Genomic DNA, 25,064 nt, shown 5'->3' on the forward strand with positions numbered 1-25,064 from the left:
GAGGCAATAGCCCATGCGGTAGGTGATATTTTTAATGTATATGCTGGCACTTTTAAGGGAAGGTTATGACCTGTAGCGATTCAAATTTAATCTGGCTTGATTTAGAAATGACAGGTTTAGAGCCTGAAGTGGATGTTATTTTAGAAATAGCCACTATAGTCACTGATAGCCAACTTAATATTCTTGCGCAAGGTCCTGTTTTTGCTATTAGTCAAAGTGATGACGTGTTAGATAATATGAGTCCTTGGTGCGTAGAGCATCATGGTAAATCAGGTTTAACTCAGCGCTGTCGTGAAAGTGATATTAGTTTAGCTGAGGCAACAGAAAAGACGATTCGCTTTGTTGAACAATACGTGCCAAAAGGAAAATCTCCTATGTGTGGTAATAGCATAGGGCAAGATAGGCGTTTTATTAATAAGTATATGCCTACATTTGAAGATTACTTTCACTACCGAAACCTTGATGTCAGTACCGTTAAAGAACTAGCCCGTCGCTGGAAACCTGAAGTATTAGATAAGGTAGTTAAAACAGGCGCTCATTTGGCTTTAGATGATATTAAAGAATCTATTGCTGAGCTTAAAGTTTATCGAGAACACTTCTTTAAAGAATAATTAGCTTAATAACTGTCGAGTGCGTTGCAGTAGCTGGTTGATATGTTCGCCATTGGTTAACTCACTCGCGGTGAAGTTTATAGTTACTTTCGGCAGCTTGGTTTCTGATTTTGAACTAACAAAGCGCAACTTATCAACGCCTTGCACTACCTTTTTTCCTATTTCTTTAGCAACGGCTAAATCAATATCAGGTAAAAGTAAAACAAACTCGTCATAGCTTGCTCGAATAGGTAAACCGCTGTTATCAACATAACTGGCAACCTTATGGGCGATTTTAGCAATAATAACATCGCTTAACAGTGCGCCAAAATTATCAACAAAGTCATTGAACTTATTTACTTTAATAACAATGGCGAAAACCTGACAGTTTTCATTGTTCGCGCGCCACTGTTTTATGTGTTGAGCAACAGATTTTTCGTTAAATAAGCCTGTGACTGGATCTAAATAGATTTCCTGTCTCGCCTTGGCTAGCTCATCTGCCAGCGCTTTATTTTCTTGTTCTACTTGTTTTAATTGCTGGGCGATATGCGCTTGTTGCTGTTTAAATGCTTGGCTAGCAAGTTGAATGGCTTCTATGGCTTCATTAACTTGGTTTTTATCAACAGAGCGTAATTGAGGAATATTGTCATCAAGCTCGGTAATAAGGTGTTGCGCAGAAGAGGATGATTGCGCATTGCTGTGACGTGCAATTGACAGTAAATTATTAAGATCGAAAATAATTTCATCTCTAAACTGGCTTTGCGCGAGTACGTGCTCTTTGAACACAGACTCCATAAAAAAGCCATCAAGTTTACCCTTGTTAGTTATTTGTTGTTCAACTTGCTGTACTAAACTGTTATTGCAGCGCTGCTGGTATTCGTAACAGACAGCATAATTGATGGGGCTTATGGGTAAGCACCATTGTTTTAATTGCTCAACGCAAAGCGCCATAAGCTGCTCTGCTTCATTTATAGAGTCGTGATACTTCATTTAGGTTACTTATTCACTTCTATAGGGCAAACCTATTCTCTCGGATCAAAAGCAAAATATCTAGTACATTTAAGTTACATTGTATGCAAAAAAATCACATCATGGTTATAAGAACGTAATGACACAAAAAAGCTAGCAGTTTCGTTTCGCTGTAAGCTTTCAATTTATAGCCGATTTGTTAGAGTAAGAGCACTTTTAAAATAGGAATATCTTAATGAAAGTTTTTTTTCAACTCTTGCTTATATTGTCACTTGCGGCTTGTAGCCAAACAAATAATAGCTCTGATGCTCACTCCTATGACTCTGCAGATCAACTATTACAGCAGCTTATTGTTAAACATCAGCAAGTTTACCAACAGGCAAGCCCATTTCATTTCCCAGAAGTGGGGGGCAATAACGCAAAGTTACCGGATCTTTCTCCAAAAGCATTAGAAAAAGCTTATCAGGCTAATTTAGCAATATATACAGAGTTGATGACAATAGACCAAGATAAATTAACGCAGGAAAATCAGATTAATTGGTCTGTGCTGACTTACAGCTTAAAAAATGAAATAGATGGTTATCTAAATAAAGAACACTATATGCCATTAACGGCTGAATCTGGTTTTCATGTTTGGATTGCCAATATCAGCAGTCGTATTCATTTTAAAAGTGAACAGGACTATATTGACTATATCGCTCGCCTTAACGCAATTCCTCATTATTTTGATCAGCAAATGGCGTGGATGGAGCTAGGTATTGAGGAAGGGATAACTCAACCTCAGATAGTGTTAGCAGGATTTGAGCAATCTATCTTGGCTTATATTAAAGATGATGTCACCTCAAGTGGTTACTATCAGCCATTTTTAGCTATGCATGACTCTGTTTCACCCCAAGTACAACGTCAGCTGCAGGCACAAGCAAAGCAAGTGTTATCTAGTCAAGTTATGCCTGTCTACCAAAAGTATTATGACTTTATGGTAAATAAATATCAGGTTAAAGCACGTAAAAACATTGCTGCTAGTGCCTTGCCAAATGGTGAACGTTATTATCAAAATCGCGTCGAGCACTATACAACCTTACCTATGACAGCAGAGCAAGTGCACCAACAAGGCCTGCAAGAGGTGAAACGTATTCGCGCAGAAATGGAGGCCGTTATCAAAGAGGTTGGCTTTACCGGTAGCTTCGCCGAATTTGTGCAATTTTTAAGAACAGATCCGCAATTTTATGCGCAAACTCCACTTGAGCTGATAAAGGAAGCCTCTTATATTGCCAAGCAAATGGATGCAAAATTACCGCCGTTATTTAAAACATTACCACGAACACCTTATGGCGTAATGCCTGTGCCGGAAAACATTGCCCCTAAGTATACAACGGGTCGATATTCAGGTGCTGCGCGTGATGATCAACCTGGTAATTATTGGGTTAATACCTATCGCCTTGATCGCAGACCGCTTTATGTGCTTACTGCGTTAACTTTACATGAGGCGGTACCTGGGCATCATTTGCAAATTGCGTTAGCTAAAGAAATGCAAAATGTCCCTAAATTTCGTAATCGCACTTACATTTCAGCCTTTGGTGAGGGTTGGGGATTATATTCTGAGTATTTAGGCATTGAAGCGGGTATGTATAGCGACCCTTATCATAACTTTGGTCGATTAACCTATGAAATGTGGCGAGCTTGTCGACTTGTTGTTGATACCGGTATGCATAGTCAAGGTTGGTCTCGAGATAAAGCGATGGACTTTTTAGCCAGTAATACGGCTTTATCATTACACAATGTGAAAACAGAGATAGACCGTTATATTTCTTGGCCTGGACAAGCACTGTCATACAAAATTGGCGAGTTAAAAATAAAGCAATTGCGTAATAAAGCTGAGCAGCAATTAGGTAATCAATTTGATTTAAGAGAGTTTCATGACCAATTGTTAAAGCATGGCTCTATGCCCTTGTCTATGTTAGAAAAAGTGATTGATAGCTACATAGAAGAACAGTTAAGGAAACAGGAGTTAGCACATGAGTAAGAAGGGAAGGCGCGCAAAGATATCGGCAGAAAACTGATAGAAGGCCAGCAAGTAAAGATAAGCCCCCACTATATCTAAATTTGGTAGTTCCGCTATCATAGGTTTCCCATTAGACCGGTAACTTTGCGTCGCTAGTTTTCACTAGGTTTGCCCTTGTCGAGCTTTAGCAGCTCAAAATCATTATAGATCAACCGAAGGGCTTGTAAACTAAAAAAAAGTTTACAATAAGTTAATTAAGTTAAATCACCGTTAAATGTTTTAGTAGAGTATTGTTTTGAAAGTGTTTTTTTATATAAAAAAAAGTTGTTTTTTTGCTATTTTTACCAGTTTTTTACTGGTAAATGTATGCCTTTCATTAGCACATGCTCAACAAGAGCCTAGACAAGAAGCGTTAATTGAACAGGTTCAGCGGTTAAATCAAAGTAATTATGAATTATTAGATTACCAAGAAGTGACTGAACTTTCTAAGCGCATTATTCCAAATAGACATCAATACCCAAGTGACACTATTGCCAAATTGTATTTATTGCTTGCCGATGTCGCGACCAATATAGGTGATACTGAAAAAGCACTGCAATTTGTTCAAGATGGTTTAGCGGTGAAAACCTTAGATAAAGAGGTCAGCTTGTGTTTAGCACTCAAGCTTGCGCGGCTTTATATGAATAAACAGCAATATAATTTGTTGTTAACCACAGCAGAGCATGCTGTAAGTTTGAGCGAACAAGATGTTGATATTAAATTTCGTTTATTCGCTTTAAGTTATCGTAGTGTTGCCTATGTCATGTTGGCTGATTTTAACAAGGCATTACTAGATTTGCAGGAAGTGGAGCAAGGTATTGCTCAAGAGCCAGTATTTTCTGAGCAAATTGAGTTACTAACTATTTTGGCAAATGCCTATCATTACCTTGGCGATTACCAAACAGCATTAACTATTCAGCTTAAAGTGCTAAAGCTTAGATTTGATTTAGCGCGTATGGCAAATGTTGATCAAACGTATCTGCAATTGGGTAATGCGTATCTTTTTACTGCCAAATATGACGATGCTTATAATGCTTTTTGGGAGGCAAGAAAGTATGCCGAAGAAAAACAGGCGCCTATCAGTGTTGCCAGAGCATCCGTTGGTTTAGCCAGAACACTTTATCAGCAAGGAGAATTAGCGCCAGCAGAGCAGGCGTTGCTCGCTGCAAAGACCGTTTTTAAGCAGAGAAACCTTAATTTAGATTACGCTAAAGCTTTAATTACACTAGCGAAAGTTTATTTTGCCAGCAAGCGTGAGCTAGAGGCTAATGCCTTGTTAATAGAAGCAATGCCGCTTATTGAGCATGAGTCATTAAGCAAAGGTTACAAAGACTATTATCAAATGCTCGCGAACATGTACTATCAACAAGGTGATAGTGACAAAGCCTACTTATGGCAAATTAAATACGGGCAACTACAAGAAAGGCTATTAACCAGTGATAAGTTAGCGAAGTCTTCTCTGCATCAATTTTATCACCGTGATAGCAGTCATGAACATGAGCAATTTCATAGCGTAGCAGAACAGCAAACCCGAGAAATTGCGGTAAAACTGGCACAAGAAAGTGAATTGTCGGCAAGTTTTACTGGCAAATTCGCTAAACAAAAATCAATTATTATTAGCTTAGTTGCCGCTGTGATTCTGCTGGTAATTACTGCGGTTAGCTTTTATCTTAGGTTACGAGCAAGTCGACATAATCTTGTCTATTTAGATATGGAAAGGCCAAAAAACTTTTTGGTTCAGCCTATGCAAACTAAGCATATTTATCAGCTGGTTTATAAGAAGGCGAGGCAATTTCAATTTCCGATTACGGTAATGTATATATCAGTCGATAATTGGCAAGAATTAACTTTTAGGTTTAATAAAAAATCAATAATCAATGAAGTTTCTGATGATATAGCCAGAATTATCAATGAAAATATTGATGAATATGATTTTGCCGGGCTGTTAAACCCAGGTGAGTACTTACTTATTTTTGAACATCAAAAAGTATCTGAAGTAAGTGACAAAGCCGCTAAACTATCGCAAGCAATTCAAAGTAGGTTTTTCGCAAGTTTAGGTGACTTTTCATTAACATGTCAGTACTCTTTGAAGTCACCAGCTTTCAAAGATATCGACCCTTATATCTTTTTAGCTCAACTTAGTGAATAAATAACCATTAGGAGACATGATGTTTTTTGTCTTGGCCATTACGGCACTTTTTGTTGGTATTAGTGTTTACTTTTTCTTTCGAGCAGAAAAATTACAACGCTTTGTGTTGACGCAAAAGAGGGATAGTGCAGCGACAAAAAAGGAAAATAAAGGTTTGGTAGATTCTATGGCCTTGATTGCCGGGCGCTATGAAGAGTTTGCTAAAAATCGCTTAGTGCAATTAAAAGAGCGAGCGCAGATTCAGCAAAATGATCAGCTGATTCAATACTGTGAATTAATCAGTCCATTAATCAATAATTATACCATCATCTTTCGAGAATGCTTAAAGGGCAAAGGTCGCTTAAAGGGCATAGCGCAAAAGTGTTTTGATAATCACGATCCAAAAGATTTTAAGCAGTTTGTCAGCTTTTTAATGAAAGGTGAGAAGAACATGAAGCGCTTGTGGGCAAGTAATAACCTTAATGGTTATATTTGTTTAGTGGAGGCGTTACTGGTTCTACATGAAAAAGATCATACCCCCACTATGCCAGCAAACGAGCTTAAGCGAAGGCAAGTGTTGCTAAAAGAAGCAGCAAATAATAGCTAATCACTATCACTAAAAGGTTTATCCATGACACGTTATTCGAAACATTTACTGGCATCGACTCTGCTTATTGTCGCTAGTACCTCTTATATTAACCCTGTTTCAGCGGATGAAGCGAATAAAAGCACCAATAAAGAAAAAGTGGCTGACTGGTCAGTTAACTCGCCACAAGGCGATTTTGTCACAGCTAAAATAGATGTCACAACAGGTACATGGATGAACCTTGATGTTAGCCCAGATGGTCGCACCCTTGTGTTTGATTTATTGGGAGATATTTATACCTTACCGATAACAGGTGGTGAAGCTAAACCACTGATGACAGATATTGCATGGCAAATGCAGCCAAGATTTAGCCCGGATGGTAAAAGTATCGCTTTTACCTCTGATCAAGGGGGCGGTGATAACTTATGGGTGATGGATAGTGATGGCGCAAATGCTAAACCAGTGTCGAAAGAAACATTTCGTTTACTTAATAGCCCCGCTTGGTCGCCAGACGGTAACTATTTACTAGGCCGCAAGCACTATACCGGCTCACGTTCTTTAGGTGCTGGTGAGGTGTGGCTATACCATAAATTAGGTGGCGACGGTGTACAGTTAACTAAACGCAGTAACGATCAGAAAGATTTAGGCGAAGCGAGCTTTTCTCATGATGGTAAATACGTATATTTCTCGCATGATGCCACGCCAGGCAAAACCTTTCACTATTCCAAAGACTCAATCAAAGGCATATATAAAATTAAGCGACTTGAGCTAGCTACGGGAAAGATCACTACAGTAATCTCGGGTAAAGGTGGTGCTATTAGGCCGACACCATCTCCTGATGGCAAGTATTTAGCGTTTATTAGTCGAGATGATTTTAAATCAAACCTATATTTATATGATTTAGCCAGTGGTAAAGAAACTAAAATCTATCAAGAACTTGAAAGGGATATGCAAGAAACTTGGGCTATACATGGTGTTTATCCAACCATTGCTTGGACTCCTGATAGCAAGAGTTTAGTGTTTTGGGATGATGGCAAGATAAAACGCTTAACTTTAGATAATCAACAGGTATCTACCATTGACTTTCGTGTGAAAACGGATAAGAAAATTCAAAAAGCACTGGCTTTTGAACAGCATATAGAGCAAAAGTCTTTTACCAGTAAAATGCTGCGTGATGTTAAGGTTTCGCCAGATGGTAAGCGTGTTGTCTTTGAATCTATGGGTCATATTTACACGCGTAAATTATCAGGTGGTCAGCCTAAGCGTTTAACCAAACAATCAAATCATTTTGAGTTAAACCCTAGCTTTTCAAGAGATGGTAAGAAGATTGTTTACGCAACTTGGCACGATGAAGAGCAAGGGCAAATTCGCGTGGTTTCAGCGCGAGGTGGCAAAGGAAAACCATTATTAAGCCAGCCTGGTAAATACATAGAACCGCGCTTTTCGCCTGATGGTAAAACCATAACTTATCGTAAAGTTGCTGGTGGCAGTATTCTTAACCCTGATTGGAATCTCAAAACAGGCGTTTATACCGTTTCAAGTAAAGGTGAGAAAAAAGGCGGCAAAGCAAGCTTAGTAACAGAGTCTGGTGTTCAGCCTCATTATGGTGCTGATGATAAAGCCCTATATGTTATTCGTGCGGCTGAAGTGCCTCAGTTAGTGAAAATTGATTTAATCAAAAAGACAGAACATGTGCTTTATCAAGGCAAGTTAGCGACAGAATATCGCGTTGCCCCGAATGGTAAATATTTAGCCTTTGCCGAGCGCTTTAAAGTCTTTGTTACGCCTTTTATTGAACGTGGCAGTGTCATTGATATTGGCCCAGATGCGAAAAACTTACCTGTAGTTCAGTTATCAACGCGTGCAGGCGAAGGTATCAATTGGCATAATAATTCACAGCAGTTGTATTGGAGTTTGGGGGCAAATCTTTATCAGGCAAATATTGCTGATGCTTTTTCATTAACAGCAAACAGACAAGAAAAACAAGCTGAGATCAAAGTGGCAACTACAGATCTGAGTTATCAGCAAAAAGTAGATAAGCCTTCAGGTATGCTTGCTTTTGTTGGTGGCAAAGTGATCACTATGGAAGGCGAGCAAATCATTGATAATGGTGTTGTACTTGTTGAAGGAAATGTTATTAAAGCTGTCGCAGCTAGAGATGAAATTAGTATACCTAAAGCGGCTAAAGTCATTGATATTACTGGTAAGAGTATTATTCCTGGCTTGATAGATGCGCATGCGCACGGCGCACAAGCAAGTGATGAGATCATTCCACAGCAAAACTGGGAAAACTATGCCGGCTTAACGTTCGGTGTAACCAGTATTCATGACCCATCAAACGATACCACAGAGTTTTTTGCTGCCAGTGAAATGCAAAAGGCAGGCAAAATTGTCGCAGCAAGGTTGTTTTCAACGGGCACCATTTTATATGGTGCAACTATTCCCGGTTATACATCGCATGTTGATAGTTTAGATGATGCTAAGTTTCACGTTGAGCGATTAAAAGCGGCTGGCGCTTTTAGTGTAAAAAGTTATAACCAACCACGTCGAAATCAACGTCAGCAATTTATCCAGGCAGCCAGAGAATTAGAAATGCTCGTGGTTCCTGAAGGTGGTTCGTTACTTCAGCATAATTTAACTATGGTGGTTGATGGTCATACAACCTTGGAACACTCAATACCGACGGCAAAAGTATATGATGATATTAAGCAGCTTTGGTCGCAATCTGATATGGCGTATACGCCAACATTAGGTGTCGCTTATGGCGTAATGCCAGTCAGTTAAGCTGATTGGCATTTTTTGTATTCCTTGGATACCTTTGGGGTTTTGCCTTAACCCACCTTGGGTATTGCCTCTCTTCACGCCGCTCTGGTAATTTAAAATAAGTCATTTGTGTCAGTAAAGCTTCATAGTGTTTGGGAATATTGCCAGGGCTAGACAGAGGCAATGTGGCAAAGAACTGAGTAATTGCCATTGAGCAACTCGTGAAGCTAAGCTGATTAGGCCAAGTGCTATTAAGCTTTCTTGCTGCCGCTGTCATCCCTTGCCTTATCAAGTTGTAGCACAGAAGGAGTCCCCATAACTCCTGTTCAATCATATCTGGTCGCTTGCTTCTTAAAGTATAAGCGCTGTTAAGTAGCGATTGTTTCATCTCTCGATAGCCTAATTCTATTTCCCAGCGATACCGGTATAACTCAACCATTTCTTCGCTTGGAAAGCGTATTGGGTCGACCATTGAGGTCAGAATACGGTACTCTTTACCTTTAATTTTTTTACTCACTAATCTGGCTTCAATATGTTCTGGTAGGTCATTAAATTTTTTACGAGCTTGAGGCGTTGTTGTTAACCGAATACGTTTATCATTCTTGCCCAAACTCTGGATGACATCGTAATTTAAGTCTTTACGAGCTGGTATCATCCAGTGTCTTTGTTCTCCTGCTTGATGCCATCGATTGAGCAAACCAAGCGAGTAATAGCCTTTATCGAAGATAGTTAATGTATTATCTGGTGTCGTTTCTATTAGCCCTTCTGCTAATTTCATTTCATTAGTTCGGTAACCTGAAAATACGCTGTTGATTAGCTGGTGGCTCGTAATTTCCATGTGACAAACCATACGGATTTGAGGATAAATATTTTCTCTATGCTGGTTACTTTGCGTTTCAAATACTTTGTGGTTTTCAGCAGTATCGGCGACTCGCCATACGACACCATCAACGGCTAGCAGGTTCAAGCCCGCCCATGTTTCAAACTGGTTCGATTCATAACCATGCTGTGCCATCACTTTAAACACTTCTTTAACGGCATCTGCGCCTAACCTTTGTCTTGCTTGAACCAGTGCGCTTGGTGCCACTAATGGCTTTTTATCAGGCAACATGATATCCATCTGAGTGGCTATATCCCAAACCGACTTCTGACGATATAGTGCCATACCGATAATTGACCAAAGCACGGTTTCAAGTGGTAGGCGCCTTTTTCTAATTGTGGCGACGCCAGCTTGTTTAAAGCCTTGTTTAATCAACTCAGGGGAGAGCAACTCTGCGTATTTCTCAAAGGTGTGGAAGGTATTACAAGAACTAAAGGCTGTAGCAAGTTCACTTTCAAAGCGCATAAAAAAATCCGATAAACTTTATTTATCGGATTCTTACATATTGTAGGGATCGTTCAATTGATCCCCAAACTTTTTTGCCTTAACTGATCGGCATTACGCTTATGGCGGTATTTGGGGAGAACATTATTGGTATGACACAACTGATGTTTGGTTGCATCCTAGGTTGAGTCAATATGTACCAAGTGAGGTATTAGAGCCAAGAGCGATGCGCAGACCTAAAGCGCCTCATCATCACTATAACCATATTAATGTGGCGACAGTCGCTAAAGAAATGCAGGACTTAGGCTTAAAAGTTAACTCAGGTGGTCATGGTCAGCGCGAAGGCTTAGCAATGCATTGGGAAATGTGGATGATGGCACAAGGTGGTATGACACCGCTTGAAGCGCTGCGCACCGCCACTATGTCACCAGCAGAAACATTAGGATTAGCAAAACAAATTGGTTCAATTAAAACAGGTAAACTTGCTGATTTAGTGGTAGTTGACGGTGATATGAGCCAAGATATCCGTATCAGTGATCGTGTTATTTATACTATGATCAACGGCCGTTTATATGATGCTGAAACTATGAATGAAGTTGGCAACTATGATAATAAGCGCAACAAGTTTTATTTTGAGCAATAATAGCAAATAAGTTGCTGTTACCTGTCACCTTGCTGGCTTATATAGCTTGATAATTTTAAAAGCCCTACTTTTGTCAGGGCTTTTTACGTTTTAGATCAAAAAAGGTTAAAGTTTTTATCTTTTTCGAGGCAAAGCCATATAGAATAAAATCGACTTTTTGCCGCTTATTTCAGCCAAAACTAATGCCAATTACATAAGTGCGAATAAGGCAAGGTGTGAAATAAGACCATGATATTAACCTGAGGTTATTATGTTTAAGCAGCTATCTTTAGCAAAGAAAATCAATGCCGCTTTAGCGCTAATCGGCGTTATCTTTTTAAGTACAACTATTTTCTTTTTTTATAATGATGAAAAGCAGTTAGCTGAACATTTTGTTGAGCGAAACTTAGAGAGCTTAGCACTAAATTACTTTGATTCAGTTAATACCATGATGTTAACCGGAACCATTGCTAATCGACAGTTAATTCAAGATAAGATGTTAAGCCAAGATGACATTGTTGAGGCAAGAGTGTTACGAGCAGCCTCGTTAAATAAAGTCTTTGGCAATGGTCATGATGATCAAGCAGCTACCTCTGAATTTGAGCGTCAAGGCTTGGCGGGCGAAAAGGCATTTCAGCAGTTTACACAAGATGGTAAACGCATGATGAGTTTTATACTGCCTATTCGCGCCAGTAAAGATTATCGCGGAACTAACTGTCTTACCTGTCATCAAGTTGATGAAAATGAAGTGCTTGGTGCTGTTAAAGTTACTTATGATTTATCAAGAGTTGATCAAGATATTGCCAACTCAATCACGCAAGCGACACTGCTACAACTTATTATCACCATTATTAGTTTTGTCTTGTTGAGTTATACGCTTAAAAAGTTGATTTTTGTGCGCTTAAAGCGTTTAAGCAATACTATTTTGGCGGTAGAGAAAGACCTAGATTTAAATAAAGAAATTAAAGTGAACTATCATGATGAGCTTGGAGCGGTAAGTTCAGCACTTAATAGCATGATGGCGAAATTTAAAAGCAGTTTTATTTCTATTTCAGGGGCAACCGAGCAGTTAATTGAGTCAGCAAAGCATGTTGATGAGATTTCCTCATTAACCCGTAGTGCGGTATTAGAGCAAAAAAATGGTACGGATTCGGTTGCGGCGGCAATCAATGAGCTAGATGCATCGGCTAATGAAGTACAGCAAAATACCCAAAGTGCTGCAGATAAATCTGTTTCAGCGAATGAGCGAACTTCACAAGGTTTAGCTTTAGTAGAGCAGGCTAAAGTTGGTATTAATGAGTTACGAGATCGCGTGATTGATAATACTGAAATGATCACTGAGTTAAGTAATAAAACCCATGAAGTAGGTACTGTTTTAGAAGTCATCACAGCAATAGCAGAGCAAACTAATTTACTTGCACTCAATGCCGCGATAGAAGCTGCTAGAGCGGGAGAGCAAGGGCGAGGCTTTGCCGTGGTTGCCGATGAAGTACGTTCTTTAGCAACGCGTACACGTGAGTCAATTGAGCAAATCAATGTCACCATTAGTAGCTTACAAGAAGGCGCACAAGGCGCGGTAGATTCGATGAATTCAGTAAGCCAGCAAGCCAATGAAAAAGCGGATGATGTTGCCAATGTCGCTAATTTATTAGTGGATATCAGTGGTGAAATTCAAGAGCTTGATGAGCTAAATTGTCAAATATCTAGTGCTGCTAAGCAGCAAAACCTTGCCGCAGATGAAATTAATATGAATGTCGTTAATATTAGTAATGTCGCAGAGAAATCTAGTGAAGATGCCATTCGTGGTAAAGAAATTAGTGAGCATTTACTGTCGCTAGCTTACGAGTTAAATGTTCAATTGGCTAAGTTCAAATTATAAAACATTGACGGTATTTTCTTGCTATAAACGGGGTTTCTGTACAAAACAGCTTATATTGATTACTCTAGCTAAGTATCTTAACTAGACGTTGATTGAATATGAGCTGTTTTAATCGTTTGATAACTAAATTTGCTTTACTGTGTCAAAGTAAACTTGCTTTGCTATTACTGTGGCTATACCTGCCTTTCCCCGCGTTAGCAAATAGCACTCAGTTTACTAGCTCTGGCGTTATCATCGCTTTTGTTTTAGGTTTTTTCGCGGCAGTTGTCTTGCTCTTGTTGTTCAGAAAAAAATTAGCTCGCACAGGGGCTGAGGAAGGGGGCAGTGATACTATTAGTGCCGACGACTTATACTTGTTTACTCATGATCCTGCTACTAATTTACCTACGGCTCAGCAAGCACAAAAAGTTTTTTCCCGAGCGTTAATGCAGAGCAATGAACGTCGTTTTGCTGTTGTCACCATAAAGCCTACTAACTTTCAGCGAGTAAATAGCATATTAGGGCATCATAATTCAGATATATTATTGTTACAGCTGGCATATGCTTTGTCACAGAAGTTAGCGAACAATCAAGCCTTACTTAACTTTTCCAATGAGCAAAAACCAATTCGCCTTGCGCGCATGCAAAGCTTACATTTTTTAATGGTGGTTGATCTTAGCCAAGCCCAGCATGATGATCACCATGTACTCGATGATATTTGTCAGCAGCTTGCCGCTAGCGTGCCTCAAGCAATGAGTTTTAAGAGTTTTTCATTAAACTTTGAACTCGCTTTTGGTATTGCCATTTCTGGGCATAATGGCCATAGCGTTGCTGAGCTTATTTCTCATGCTGAAGATGCTTTGCTCAGCGCAATTCAACAACAAAAACAAATTTTCTATTTTGATAATGCTAGCTTGTTGCATACGCAACAACAGTTATCTCGCATGGAATTAATACACCAAGATATACGTGATGAAAATTTATTTTGGTATGTTCAGCCGCAGGTTAATATCTCCAATAATCAGCTAGTTGGCTTTCAAATTAAAGTGCATTGGTACGAACAAGCAGAAAAGCCTAAGGAGTTAGCCGATTTTGTCCGTATTGCTGAGTATAGCGGTGATATTTATTTACTGACTAAGCAAATGATAATTGAAGCGTTTAAAGTGATAGCTGTGTTAAATAATCAAGGTTTAACTCAGCCTGTTGCTATCAGTATATTGAGCCAGTCTTTATTAGAAGCGGATTTGGTCGATTTTATTGAAGGGCAAATTAAGCTAAGTGGCGTTAGTGGTAAACAGCTAATCATGGAGCTTTCTGAACAAGTTATTGTTGATTCAGCTGAGCAGGCAAAAAGAACTATTGATCAGTTAAAGTCGCTTGGTGTTCGCGTGGCAATAGATAACTTCTCTGGTAGCTATGAGTCGTTACGTTATCTACGTAAAACCGCTGTTCAGCAAATTAAAATCAATTGCCAGCATTTAAGAAATGATAGTGAAAATCGAGTAGATAAAGCCATAACTAATGCTTTAGTGACACTGAGTCGTAGCATGAAAATTCAACTAATTGGTACTCATATTGACAACCATGAAGCATCTGCTGCTTATAAAGCCATGGGCGGAGAGCTAATGCAAGGGCTGATAATCAACCGTGGTGTGGTACGAGATGAACTAGAAATATGGCTTAATGCTTGGTTTAGCCAGCACCCTGAAGCTAAACCAAACTAATAAAGCTGACGCTGCTATTCGATATCTAACGCATCAGGAGATAATATAATGCCTGTGTTATCGGCATAAATATGATCGTCAGGTAATATAGTTACGCCAGCAAAATTAATGGCAACATCGGCATCACCAATATCTTGATCGTTAGCACCTACAGGGATAGAAACTAGGGCTTGAATACCTATATCTATATCTTCAAGGGCATCTACATCTCTGACACTGCCATAGCATATAATGCCTTCCCAGCCATTGGATTCGGCAGCTTGTGCAATTTTGCTGTCGATAATTGCTCGTCTAGTTGAACCGCCACCGTCGATAACCAATACCTTGCCTGTGCCGTCAGCAGCAATAATTTGCTCAATCAAACCTAAGCTTTCAAAGCACTTTAAAGTGACTACTTTGCCGCCAAAAGAACTGCGGCCACCATAATTGCTAAATATAGGGTCTACAACATCAACAAGATCAGCATAAAGATCACAGAGCTCAGAAGTATTATATTGCATGGTTTTTCTCTTAGTTGGCGATAAATTGTCACCTTTCAGTATATAGAGTTGTCGATAAAATAAAACCATTAATATCATCACTCTAAGCTGAGCTTGATTTGAATTGTTATTTAGTGATTTGTTTGTGAGGTTGCTAAGTAAATATTCAGTTAATACTTGTATTTAAATACAAAAAACTCTTTAATAGTTGTACAACCTTATCGATAGTTAACATATTTGTATGACAGAGTTGTTACAGCCAAAAGCTATGTTGTTTCTTACTCAAGCAATAGCTTTCTCAGTGTTGTCATTTATCTTTTACATGTACTATCGTACCTTCGAGCGCCGCTATGTAAAGTATTGGCTGTTGGGCTTAACTTCGATAACGCTAGGTTATTATGTTATAGCACTCACCCCGCTTATTTCTAGCGAGTTTTCCAATGCAGTTTCACAGCTGGTTGTATCAGCAAGTTTTAAATTAACTCAGTTTGTTGCGCTACTTTTCTTATTCGTGGGTATTTATAATGCTCGAAGCAACTTTAAACCTAGCATTAGCCAGTTTGTTATAGCGATACTCAGCTTAGCTGCTTTTACTGTTATGACATCGAGTCTGTATGCTTTTGATGATCAACAAACCTTTAATCACTTTTATTTAACGGTGAGTTTGCCAAGCTTTATTTTTGGTTGCTGTTTTATTGGTTTATCTTTTTTTCTTGCTGTTGATAAAAAACGCCATTTTTCTAGCACCTTATTATTGTGCTTTGCGCTTGTTATTGGCTTGAGATATTTGTCGCATTCATTTTTATCTATTTTAGCCCTCACTGAGCAATGGTTCAGGCAGCTAGAGCAAGTGCTACTTTACTTTGATGTTGCCGCACAAATTGTGCTTGGTTTTATTTTATTGGTATGGATGCAGGGGGCTGAAAGGTTTGCGGCTATTAATGCCATTAATCGAGCACAATACCTTGGTAAGCATGACTCATTAACCGGTGCGTTAAACAGAGAGCAGGTTATGGCGCGGCTTTCTGAAGTTATGGTGACTACCTTGAAAGCTCGCACTAAATTAGCGGTTTTTTTAATCGATATAAAACAATTTAAATTTATTAATGATACCTATGGTTTAAAAGTGGGTGATTATATTCTTGGAGAAATCGCTAACAGACTAACCAATAGTGTTTTTTTACCGCAAGCGGTTGGTAGATTAAGTGGTGACTCCTTTATGTTTGTCATGGAGTTTGAGCAGTTATCTCACGTGGATAGAGCGACCAAACATATTCATGAATTAATCAATAAAGCCTTTATCTATAACCAGCAAGATATTCATATTCAAGCCAGTGTTGGTTATTGCTTTTATCCTGAGCATGCAAGCAATGCTGAAGATTTATTACAAAAAGCAAACTTAGCCTTGCATCATGCGGAAACAAATCACCTTGCTTCTGTTGCTTTTGAAGATGGTATGCAGGCACAAGGTCGACATTTATTAATCATGGAAAAACAGCTTAAAGCAGCCCTAGCCAATGATGAGTTTGTTTTGTATTTTCAGCCGCAACTTAATTTATTAACCAATAAATTAGAAGGTGTTGAGGCGCTTGTGCGATGGCAACATCCTGAAAAGGGGCTGTTATTGCCAGTGCACTTTTTAGCTGATATGGAAGCCATAGGGCTTCATAATGAGTTTGACCGTTATATTTTAGCGAAAGCTTGCCAATATAACGCCAAGTGGTTTGAATTATATCATCGACGCATAGTTGTTGCCGTTAATATTACCGCGGTCGAATTTCAAGATAGCCAGCTAGTCACTAATATTCAGTCACTATTACAAGAATATAACTTACCACCTAAATATCTTGAATTAGAAATTACTGAGAATGTGGTGATGACAGATATTGAGCAAGCAATGAACACCATAGTGAAGCTGCAAAATATGGGCATTAAAGTCTCTATTGATGACTTTGGTACTGGTTACTCCTCACTCGCCTACTTACGTAAGCTGCCTATTGATAAAATTAAAATAGATCGCAGTTTTATTACCGAAGTCGCCAGTAATGATTCTGATCTAACAATAGTGAAGTCTATGGTTGAGCTATCGCATGGCTTAGGTAAGCGCGTACTTGCTGAAGGTGTTGAAACAGAAGAACAACTGAATGTGTTAAGACATTTAGGTTGTGACGCGGTACAAGGGTATTACATTAATAAGCCAATACCAGATGAACAGCTACAGCAGTATTTTACCAAACCTTCTTAATACCAACAGTTCAGTTATTTATTGCTAAACTTATTTAAATGCTTGTCGATAATTAGATTGTTAGTGTTGTAAAAAAGTTTTACGCAACAATGACTTTAATCATATTATTAATATAAATAATTTATTGCAAACGCTTAATTGCAGCTATAATAACTAAGTTAAGTAACTACTTTGTACATAGTAACGGAGCAAACGCAAGGAAGGCGGTTAGTTACTCGTATACTCTCTTTTTATTGTTTAAAGGTCCTGCTATATGTTGATAAAACACAAACTCATTGCTAACACCACTATTTTAGTTGTGGCTATGGTATTAATGTTGCTGTTACTTAACTATGAGAGTAACTCACTGCAGCATGATATTACCATTGCCAATGATATCGGTAATATCAAAAGCTCAGTATTGCAGCTTAGACGTGATGAAAAGGATTTTCTGGCACGTAAAGATCTTAAGTACTTTGATAAGTTCAAGAAAAATATGGCAGCGCTAAAGCAAAATGTTAATGCGTTAGAGCAAGACTTTGCTCAGGTCGGCTTAACCATGCCAGAACTTAACAATTTAAAGAAAATCCTTAGCGATTATGATACCCACTTTAAAGAGCTAGTTACTCTGCAACAAAACATTGGTTTGCACTCTAAAGATGGTTTATACGGCCAGTTAAGAGCCGCTGTACATAATGTTGAGTCTTTAATTGGTGATCAAGACTACTTGCTGTTAAGCCAAATGTTACAGTTAAGACGTAATGAAAAAGATTTTATGTTGCGTTTGGATGATAAGTACGTTGATAGGTTAGTAGGCAATGTTGACAAACTTAATAGCAGTATTGAGCAAAGTGGCTTTTCTGGTGAGGATAAAGCACAGCTATTACAGCTAACACAAGCGTATAAAGGCGCCTTTTTAAATTTAGTGAGCGCGCAAAAAGAACTAGGCTATGATGCTAAATCAGGTCTGTTAGGTAAAATGCGTGCAACGGTACATCAAGTTGACAGCCAAATGAAAACGGTTATTAGTAAAAGTGAACAGGCGGTAATCGATGATGTCCAGTTTGTTAGCACCTTAGCTTATAGCTTGTTTATAGTAGTACTTGCTATTGCTTTGATATCAGCCTGGTTTATCAGCCAAAGCATTTTATCTCGTATTAGCGGTTTAAAAGAGACTATGTCAAAAATTGCTGCCACAAATGATTTAACACATGAAGTCGAAACAAGTGGTAATGACGAGCTAGCTGAAATGGCAGTTGTTTTTGACCAAATGTTAGTGAGCTTTAGAAAGCTAATTATTGAAGTAAATAATTCTGTGGAAACATTAAACACCGCCACAGGTAATTTGACTGAAAATATTTACAATACCAATGAAGGTGTTGAGACGCAAATGCAGCAAACAGACTTGGTCGCTACTGCTGTAACAGAAATGGTGGCAACCGTTGAAGAAATTGCTTCAAATACCCAAGAAGCTGCTCATAAGGCGGAAGTAACCAATACTAATGCTGAGAAAGGTAAATCAGGTGTTGAACAAACAATTGATAAAATCGGTCAATTATCTGAAAAACTGCTAGATTCTGAAAACGTTGTTAAAGAGCTAGAGAAAGAGAGCATTACCATTGCCTCCGTACTTGATGTTATTCGCGGTATTGCTGAGCAAACCAACTTACTGGCATTAAATGCCGCAATTGAAGCTGCCCGTGCAGGGGAGCAGGGTAGAGGTTTTGCCGTAGTTGCCGATGAAGTAAGAACGCTTGCCAGCAGAACGCAAGACTCAACTCAAGAGATAGAAACCATCATAGGCTTATTGCAAAACCGTACTCAAGAAATTGTTACCTTAATGGCAACGTGTCGTAAGCAAGGTGAAGAAAGCGCTGAGCAAGCAAGCTCTACTGGTACTATGCTAGATGAAATAACTCAAGATGTGGCGCTAATTATGGATATGAACAGCGCTATTGCTACGGCGATTCATCAACAAAGCGCAGTAGCTTCTGAAGTGAACGAACATGTTGTTATGATTCGTGATGTTACTGAGCAATCAGCCGCATCGGCTAAACAGAATGAACATATGAGTGAAGAGTTATCACAACAAGCAGATGTGTTACATCAGGAAGTAAGTCGCTTTAATGTTTAAAACGCTTTAGCTGAAGTCTATACACTACTAATTCGAGTAATAAAAAATGCCCAGCGATGCTGGGCATTTTTATGTGCTTAATTTAAAAAAGTGTCGCTTAGCTACACTGGCTTAATATCAATCATGGCTTCGCGAGAGTGACCACTTTCTTGTAAAGCGCTCAGATACTCTTGCCAATTAGCCTCTTGCTGCTGAGCTAATTGCATTAAATAGTCATGACTATAAATAGCTTGATGCTGGTCATCAAAGCTAATTCTCGCGCCGTGTTTACCAACACTTTCAATAGCAACAACTTTTACCAGCTTTTTATGCGTTACTAGGCTAATTTGATTAGGCGCTGCTTTGGGCTGCTGCGGCGAAAATACTCTTAAATACTCAAAGGGTAAGTTATAAGTATAGTTGCCATCGCTCAAGCTAACCTGAACGTAGCTATTGACATAATTAATGGTAAAACTATGAATAGTCATGAATTAGCCTCAAACTATAAAATAAAGCGACTTAAATCTTCATCTTTAACGACATTGTTTAAAGTGCTTTCAACGTAGTCTTTATCGATAGTAATGGTTTCACCTTGGCGTTGATCGGCATTAAAGGATAGATCTTCTACTAAACGCTCCATCATAGTGTGTAAACGGCGAGCACCAATGTTTTCAGTGCTTTCATTTACTTGGAATGCGGCTTCTGCAATCGCTTTTATACCGTCTTGGCTAAATTCAACTTGAACACCTTCGGTAGCCAATAACGCGGTATATTGCTCGGTTAACGATGCAAATGGTTCCGTTAAAATACGGACAAAGTCATCTGAGCTTAATGCTTGCAGCTCAACACGAATAGGTAAACGGCCTTGTAACTCAGGGATCAGATCAGACGGCTTTGCCATTTGGAAAGCGCCTGAAGCAACAAATAAGATATGATCTGTTTTTATCATGCCGTGTTTAGTGCTTACTGTTGAGCCTTCTACCAATGGTAGTAAGTCACGTTGTACACCTTCACGAGATACATCCGGGCCTGAGCTGTCACCGCGCTTACAAATTTTGTCAATTTCATCAATAAAGACAATGCCGTTTTGCTCTACGGCATCAATGGCCTTTTGCTTAATATCGTCTTGGTTAACAATTTTCGCGGCTTCTTCTTCACATAGCGCTTTAAAGGCATCTTTAATCTTCAACTTACGCTTTTTAGTTTTATCGCTCGACATGCTTTGGAACATGTTTTGTAGCTGCGAAGTCATATCTTCCATGCCCGGTGGCGCCATGATTTCAACACCTAATTGCGGCGCGGCTAAGTCTAATTCGATTTCTTTGTCGTCTAGTTTGCCTTCACGTAGTTTTTTACGGAAAGTTTGACGTGTGCTGGTGTTTTCGCTTTGCTCTTCATTGCCAAAGCCATCACGAGCTGGCGGCAGTAAAATATCCAAAATGCGCTCTTCAGCCGCTTCTTCGGCTAAGTGCTTTACCCGCTCCATTTCATCTTCTTTGACCATTTTCACTGCCATATCGGCAAGGTCACGAATAATGGTTTCTACTTCTTTACCAACATAGCCCACTTCAGTGAACTTAGTTGCTTCAACTTTAATAAAAGGTGCACGGGCAAGTTTTGCTAAACGGCGGGCAATTTCTGTTTTACCCACACCGGTTGGGCCTATCATTAAAATGTTTTTTGGCGTAACTTCTGTGCGTAGTGCTTTATCAAGCTGCATTCGACGCCAGCGGTTGCGAAGTGCAATGGCAACAGCGCGTTTGGCATCACTTTGACCAACAATGTGCGTATCTAGTTCATGAACAATTTCACGTGGTGTCATATTTGACATGGTCTTTTTCCTCAAAATTTGCTGGTATTTTTGTTTATACAAGCAAAGGTATTCTTATTTACAAATAATTTTATCAGCTCAATTATAGCTCGTCGATGGTGTGTTCTAGGTTGGTAAACACACAAATGTTGCCGGCAATAGTCAGTGACTTTTCAACAATTTCTTTCGCCGACAAATCAGTATTTTCAAGTAGTGCTAGCGCCGCAGATTGGGCAAAGTTTCCGCCACTGCCAATGGCTATTAAGTCATGCTCAGGCTGAACAACATCACCGTTACCGGTAATAATAAGTGATGCGGTTTCATCGGCTACGGCAAGTAATGCTTCGAGTTTTCTTAGGGCGCGGTCACTGCGCCAATCTTTCGCTAGTTCAACCGCTGCCTTGGTAAGATGCCCTTGGTGCTGCTCTAGCTTGCTTTCAAAGCGCTCAAACAAGGTAAATGCATCAGCAGTGCCACCAGCAAAGCCAGCAAGTACTTTATCATTGTATAAGCGACGCACTTTACGTGCATTGCCTTTCATTACTGTATTACCTAGGGAAACTTGGCCATCGCCACCAATGGCTACTTTGCCATTACGTCTAACTGAAACTATCGTAGTCACAACAAACCTCAAATAAATTTATCTATGTGGATAAGGCACACAGGTGCCATATATCCATCTTTTAATGATTATTTAATTGGGGGTCTTGTTAACTTTTCAAGGACAAGTGCTAATTATTTCCATAACCATATTTGACAATAGTTCACGTTATTACGTTTTAGCTTGTGCTTGTCTTTCTCGGCATCACGTTTTTTGGCGTATGGCCCTAAAGCCACTTTATACCAAGTGCCATTTTTGCCTGTTGATGGCTGAATAACAGCTTCTAATCCTGCAAATGCGATACGGGCTTTTAGTACCTCAGCTTGTTTTTGTGTTTTAAATGAGCCACATTGCATCTTGTATGGCCCACCTTGTTGTACTTCGTATTTACCTACTTCCACTTCTTTATTTTCTAGATCTTTAACATAAGTCCACTTTTCTTTTGGTGGTTTTGGCAGCGATTTAGATTTTTCTAGCGTTTTAGAGGTCGAGGCTTTAACTGCTGGTGTAGTTACTATGGGGTTTTTAGTTTCTGGGTTATGCTTTAGCGCCCATAAACCGTAGGCAAATGCTGCCAGTAACAATACGACTAATACTGAGATTGCTTTATTTTTAGTGCTGAAAGCAGGCGCTTGATTGGCTGTTTTTTTCTTAGCGCGAGAGTTCTTTTTCTTTTTTGCTGGTGTGCGGGAAATATAATCGTGATTAGGCATGAAAAACGCAAAGTACAGTGACACAAAGTTGTCGTTATTTTAACTGAGTAGAATAAAAAAAACAGGTTGATATCGGTTTTTTCCCGTTACAATTGTTACCAGCTAAGATCTATCGGGTCAATGTCCACGCTCCAGCGAACCTTCTTATGCAAATCATTCTGTAAAGCGAGTGTTAATATAGATAAAACCGCTTGGTGTAAGTATTTACGTGATTTTGCTTGAATTATCAGGTGATAACGATATTTACCGGCCTTTTTTTCCATGGCCGCAGGTACCGGGCCTGCCAGTTCACATTGTTCAAAGCTGTGCTCGGTTAGTGAGCGTAAAAACTTTTCCGGATAAGATGGATAGTTAGCTTCTGCTCGAATGAGCGCTTGAAAGCTAAAAGGCGGCAGTAAGGCTTGCTTACGTTCCGTTAATGCCTGACGAGCAAAGTGTTGATAACCATTGTGCACTAAATCTTGTAGTAAGGGGTGATCAACAAAATTACTCTGCACCAGTACCTTACCAGGTTTGCTGGCACGCCCTGAACGGCCGGCAACTTGGACTAAAAGTTGCGCCATATGCTCGCTGGCTCTAAAGTCAAAGCTAAATAATGCGCCATCAACATCCAGAATTGCCACTAAGGTGACATCAGGAAAATGATGTCCCTTTGCTAACATTTGGGTACCAACCAGTATTTGATGTTTTTTATCATTCACTTCTTGCAGTAGCTTTGCTAATTCGCCTTTTTTTCGGGTACTGTCTCTGTCAATGCGCACTATACTGGTCTCGGGGAATAATTCTTCCAAGCGAGACTCTAACTGCTCAGTGCCTTGACCTAATGGTGCAATACGCACACTGCCACAACTTGGGCACTGAGGAGGAATACGCTTTTGGCTACCGCAGTGATGGCAAATAAGCAGTTGTTGTTTTTGGTGCAGTGTGTATGGCTTATTACAGCGTTGGCAATCGGCTATCCAATGGCATTCTTGACAGTTTATCGCGGGAGCGTAACCTCGTCGGTTTAAAAATAGTAATACTTGCTCACCACGTTCAATGGTTCGGCTAATCTCTTGTTTTAAACTGCCAGATAAACCGTATTCCATTTGCTGTTGATTATTATCAATCAGTGCTATTTTGGCGGCCTTGCTTTTACCTGCGCGGTTTTTAAGTTGGTGATAGTGATATTTTCCTGACAAGGCGTTTTGTAGCGTTTCTAAGCTAGGCGTTGCGCTACCAAGCACAATAGGAATATTTAACTGCCTAGCCCTTAAAATGGCAATATCGCGGCCATGATAACGAAAACTATCTTGCTGCTTTAATGAACTGTCATGTTCTTCGTCTATGATGATCAAACCTAATTGATGTAGCGGCGCAAATACCGCTGAGCGCGTACCAATAACAATAGCTGCGTTGCCTTGCTGAGCATTTAGCCAAGTATCTAATCTTTCGCTGTCATTTAAGCCAGAGTGGTGCAGGCAAATTGGTACATTAAATCTTTGTTCAAAGCGTATTAAGGTTTGTGGGGTTAAACCAATTTCCGGCACAATAACCAGCACTTGCTTACTTCTGGCTAATGTTTGCTCCATTACTTGCAAATAAACTTCAGTTTTACCGCTGCCAGTAACCCCTTCAATTAGATGACAAGCAAATTGCGCTTGGCTTTGGTTGATAGCGCTAACTACCACAGCTTGTTCAGGCGAAAGCACTAGCTTGTTATCTTGGTTAAACATTGAGCTTTGCCAGTTAAATAGCTGCAAAACTTGCTGCTTTTCTTCAATAAGCTCTTTTGTTACTAAGGCATTTAACTGTGCTTTGCTATAGCCAAGAGTACGTAACTCAGCCCAGCTTATGCCTTGGTGTTTTTCAATTAAGGTTAACAGTGCTAACTGCTTTGGTGCTTTGCTTAGCTTGTCACGTTTTATCTGTTGCGCTTGCTCATCTATCGCTTGTTTAGCGTGCCAGAGCATAGGAGGTCTCAGATCAGTTTTCTCAGTTTGTCTTAGTAATACCGGTAAGGCTTGCTGAAAGACGTCACCAACGGGGTGATGATAATAGTGTGAACAAAGCTGTAAAAACGTTACTAAGTCTTTACTTAAATGAAAGCTATCATGTAAACGGTTTAAAACAGGTTTCACTTTATCTGCTGAAAATTCACTTTGCTGTGATATGTCAATAACAATGCCAATGACCTGACGATTGCCAAAGGGCACTAGTACGCGTTCCCCTACTTTTATTGTTGGGCTTTGCAGTGATATTGGCAGGGTATAGGTGAATAACTGCCGTATAGGGACAGGAATGGCAACTTGTATATAACAATCACTCACGAGATAGGCAGATAAGGTTAAGTTGAAATTAATGCTATTTTGACTGTTCAAGGTCATGCTGCCAAGTAGCAATTTGTTGATAAGCAGAATTTGTGAAAAAAGTTAGCTTTCGTGGTGATTTTTGTTGCAGTCATAACAGTGATCATTTATTATTCGCCCCCATTAATTTTAACTACGTATGGTGCTTAGCATTTTATTGCTCATTTAATT

17 protein-coding genes, 1 pseudogene and 1 riboswitch are annotated in these 25,064 nt (G+C 39.4%); of the genes and pseudogenes, 10 read left to right on the top strand and 8 right to left on the bottom strand.

All coding sequences use genetic code 11. From position 1 onward, the window contains the following. Positions 1–65: 65 nt before the first annotated feature. Positions 66–611 (top strand): oligoribonuclease, encoded by a 546-nt coding sequence (gene orn / locus EMK97_RS13475; RefSeq protein WP_130603020.1) that lies wholly within the window; start codon positions 66–68, stop codon positions 609–611. Here orn and EMK97_RS13480 read toward each other — a convergent pair whose 3' ends face one another. After that, the gene (locus EMK97_RS13480; RefSeq protein WP_130603022.1) at positions 612–1,580 is read right to left on the bottom strand and encodes a GGDEF domain-containing protein; all 969 of its coding nucleotides are present in this window, start codon (positions 1,578–1,580) and stop codon (positions 612–614) included. Positions 1,581–1,794: 214 nt separating this feature from the next. On the opposite strand from EMK97_RS13480, the gene EMK97_RS13485 reads away from it, so the two are divergent. The 4 genes from EMK97_RS13485 (at position 1,795) to EMK97_RS13500 (ending at position 9,098) form a co-directional block, all read left to right on the top strand. Then, positions 1,795–3,582: a DUF885 domain-containing protein gene (locus EMK97_RS13485; protein ID WP_130603024.1), complete on the top strand. Its 1,788-nt coding sequence runs from the start codon at positions 1,795–1,797 to the stop codon at positions 3,580–3,582. Positions 3,583–3,661: 79 nt separating this feature from the next. Next, positions 3,662–3,744, bottom strand: a riboswitch (cyclic di-GMP riboswitch). 112 nt (positions 3,745–3,856) lie between these two features. Continuing rightward, positions 3,857–5,749 carry a tetratricopeptide repeat protein gene (locus EMK97_RS13490; RefSeq protein WP_130603026.1) on the top strand — a complete coding sequence of 631 codons (1,893 nt, stop codon included), beginning with the start codon at positions 3,857–3,859 and terminating at the stop codon, positions 5,747–5,749. 16 nt (positions 5,750–5,765) lie between these two features. Next, the gene (locus EMK97_RS13495; protein ID WP_246028789.1) at positions 5,766–6,335 is read left to right on the top strand and encodes a hypothetical protein; all 570 of its coding nucleotides are present in this window, start codon (positions 5,766–5,768) and stop codon (positions 6,333–6,335) included. 24 nt (positions 6,336–6,359) lie between these two features. Beyond that, positions 6,360–9,098 (top strand): PD40 domain-containing protein, encoded by a 2,739-nt coding sequence (locus EMK97_RS13500; protein WP_130603028.1) that lies wholly within the window; start codon positions 6,360–6,362, stop codon positions 9,096–9,098. Here EMK97_RS13500 and EMK97_RS13505 read toward each other — a convergent pair. Then, positions 9,091–10,422, bottom strand: a complete 1,332-nt coding sequence (locus tag EMK97_RS13505; RefSeq protein ID WP_130599454.1) for an IS4 family transposase — start codon at positions 10,420–10,422, stop codon at positions 9,091–9,093. The genes EMK97_RS13500 and EMK97_RS13505 overlap by 8 nt on opposite strands. A 97-nt stretch (positions 10,423–10,519) precedes the next feature. Here EMK97_RS13505 and EMK97_RS13510 point away from each other — a divergent pair. The 3 genes and pseudogenes from EMK97_RS13510 to EMK97_RS13520 all read left to right on the top strand — a co-directional run. Further along, a pseudogene (locus tag EMK97_RS13510) lies at positions 10,520–11,044 on the top strand (amidohydrolase family protein); the annotation flags it as partial. Between the two features lie 250 nt (positions 11,045–11,294). After that, positions 11,295–12,902, top strand: a complete 1,608-nt coding sequence (locus EMK97_RS13515) for a methyl-accepting chemotaxis protein (RefSeq protein ID WP_130603032.1) — start codon at positions 11,295–11,297, stop codon at positions 12,900–12,902. 98 nt (positions 12,903–13,000) lie between these two features. After that, a complete protein-coding gene (locus EMK97_RS13520; RefSeq protein ID WP_130603034.1) occupies positions 13,001–14,605 on the top strand; it encodes a GGDEF domain-containing phosphodiesterase in 1,605 nt (534 codons plus the stop codon). Between the two features lie 14 nt (positions 14,606–14,619). On the opposite strand, the gene rraA is transcribed toward EMK97_RS13520, so the two are convergent. Continuing rightward, on the bottom strand, positions 14,620–15,105 hold the full coding sequence (gene rraA / locus EMK97_RS13525) for a ribonuclease E activity regulator RraA (protein ID WP_130603036.1): 486 nt from the start codon (positions 15,103–15,105) through the stop codon (positions 14,620–14,622). Between the two features lie 220 nt (positions 15,106–15,325). Between rraA and EMK97_RS13530 the strand changes: the two genes are divergently transcribed. Beyond that, entirely contained in the window at positions 15,326–17,329 is a 2,004-nt protein-coding gene (locus tag EMK97_RS13530; protein WP_130603038.1) for an EAL domain-containing protein, read from the top strand. A gap of 253 nt (positions 17,330–17,582) precedes the next feature. Then, a complete protein-coding gene (locus EMK97_RS13535) occupies positions 17,583–19,442 on the top strand; it encodes a methyl-accepting chemotaxis protein (protein WP_130603040.1) in 1,860 nt (619 codons plus the stop codon). A gap of 101 nt (positions 19,443–19,543) precedes the next feature. On the opposite strand, the gene EMK97_RS13540 is transcribed toward EMK97_RS13535, so the two are convergent. The 5 genes from EMK97_RS13540 to priA all read right to left on the bottom strand — a co-directional run bounded on the left by EMK97_RS13540 (position 19,544) and on the right by priA (position 24,905). Further along, positions 19,544–19,909, bottom strand: coding sequence for a gamma-butyrobetaine hydroxylase family protein (locus EMK97_RS13540; protein WP_130603042.1), 366 nt, complete (start codon positions 19,907–19,909; stop codon positions 19,544–19,546). Positions 19,910–19,923: 14 nt separating this feature from the next. Then, positions 19,924–21,252 (bottom strand): ATP-dependent protease ATPase subunit HslU, encoded by a 1,329-nt coding sequence (gene hslU, locus EMK97_RS13545; RefSeq protein ID WP_130603044.1) that lies wholly within the window; start codon positions 21,250–21,252, stop codon positions 19,924–19,926. 82 nt (positions 21,253–21,334) lie between these two features. Beyond that, positions 21,335–21,853 carry an ATP-dependent protease subunit HslV gene (gene hslV / locus EMK97_RS13550; protein ID WP_130603046.1) on the bottom strand — a complete coding sequence of 173 codons (519 nt, stop codon included), beginning with the start codon at positions 21,851–21,853 and terminating at the stop codon, positions 21,335–21,337. A 113-nt stretch (positions 21,854–21,966) separates the two neighbouring features. Further along, entirely contained in the window at positions 21,967–22,545 is a 579-nt protein-coding gene (locus EMK97_RS13555) for an SPOR domain-containing protein (RefSeq protein ID WP_130603048.1), read from the bottom strand. Between the two features lie 95 nt (positions 22,546–22,640). Beyond that, a complete protein-coding gene (gene priA, locus EMK97_RS13560) occupies positions 22,641–24,905 on the bottom strand; it encodes a primosomal protein N' (protein WP_246028790.1) in 2,265 nt (754 codons plus the stop codon). Between the last annotated feature and the right edge of the window lie 159 nt (positions 24,906–25,064).

Source organism: Litorilituus sediminis (genome assembly GCF_004295665.1).
Lineage (GTDB): Bacteria > Pseudomonadota > Gammaproteobacteria > Enterobacterales > Alteromonadaceae > Colwellia > Colwellia sediminis.

Coding starts and splice junctions, on each gene's coding strand:
- orn (WP_130603020.1), top strand. CDS start 66: ATGACCTGTAGCGATTCAAATTTAATCTGGCTTGATTTAGAAATGACA.
- EMK97_RS13480 (WP_130603022.1), bottom strand. CDS start 1,580: ATGAAGTATCACGACTCTATAAATGAAGCAGAGCAGCTTATGGCGCTT.
- EMK97_RS13485 (WP_130603024.1), top strand. CDS start 1,795: ATGAAAGTTTTTTTTCAACTCTTGCTTATATTGTCACTTGCGGCTTGT.
- EMK97_RS13495 (WP_246028789.1), top strand. CDS start 5,766: ATGATGTTTTTTGTCTTGGCCATTACGGCACTTTTTGTTGGTATTAGT.
- EMK97_RS13500 (WP_130603028.1), top strand. CDS start 6,360: ATGACACGTTATTCGAAACATTTACTGGCATCGACTCTGCTTATTGTC.
- EMK97_RS13505 (WP_130599454.1), bottom strand. CDS start 10,422: ATGCGCTTTGAAAGTGAACTTGCTACAGCCTTTAGTTCTTGTAATACC.
- EMK97_RS13515 (WP_130603032.1), top strand. CDS start 11,295: ATGTTTAAGCAGCTATCTTTAGCAAAGAAAATCAATGCCGCTTTAGCG.
- EMK97_RS13520 (WP_130603034.1), top strand. CDS start 13,001: ATGAGCTGTTTTAATCGTTTGATAACTAAATTTGCTTTACTGTGTCAA.
- rraA (WP_130603036.1), bottom strand. CDS start 15,105: ATGCAATATAATACTTCTGAGCTCTGTGATCTTTATGCTGATCTTGTT.
- EMK97_RS13530 (WP_130603038.1), top strand. CDS start 15,326: ATGACAGAGTTGTTACAGCCAAAAGCTATGTTGTTTCTTACTCAAGCA.
- EMK97_RS13535 (WP_130603040.1), top strand. CDS start 17,583: ATGTTGATAAAACACAAACTCATTGCTAACACCACTATTTTAGTTGTG.
- EMK97_RS13540 (WP_130603042.1), bottom strand. CDS start 19,909: ATGACTATTCATAGTTTTACCATTAATTATGTCAATAGCTACGTTCAG.
- hslU (WP_130603044.1), bottom strand. CDS start 21,252: ATGTCAAATATGACACCACGTGAAATTGTTCATGAACTAGATACGCAC.
- EMK97_RS13555 (WP_130603048.1), bottom strand. CDS start 22,545: ATGCCTAATCACGATTATATTTCCCGCACACCAGCAAAAAAGAAAAAG.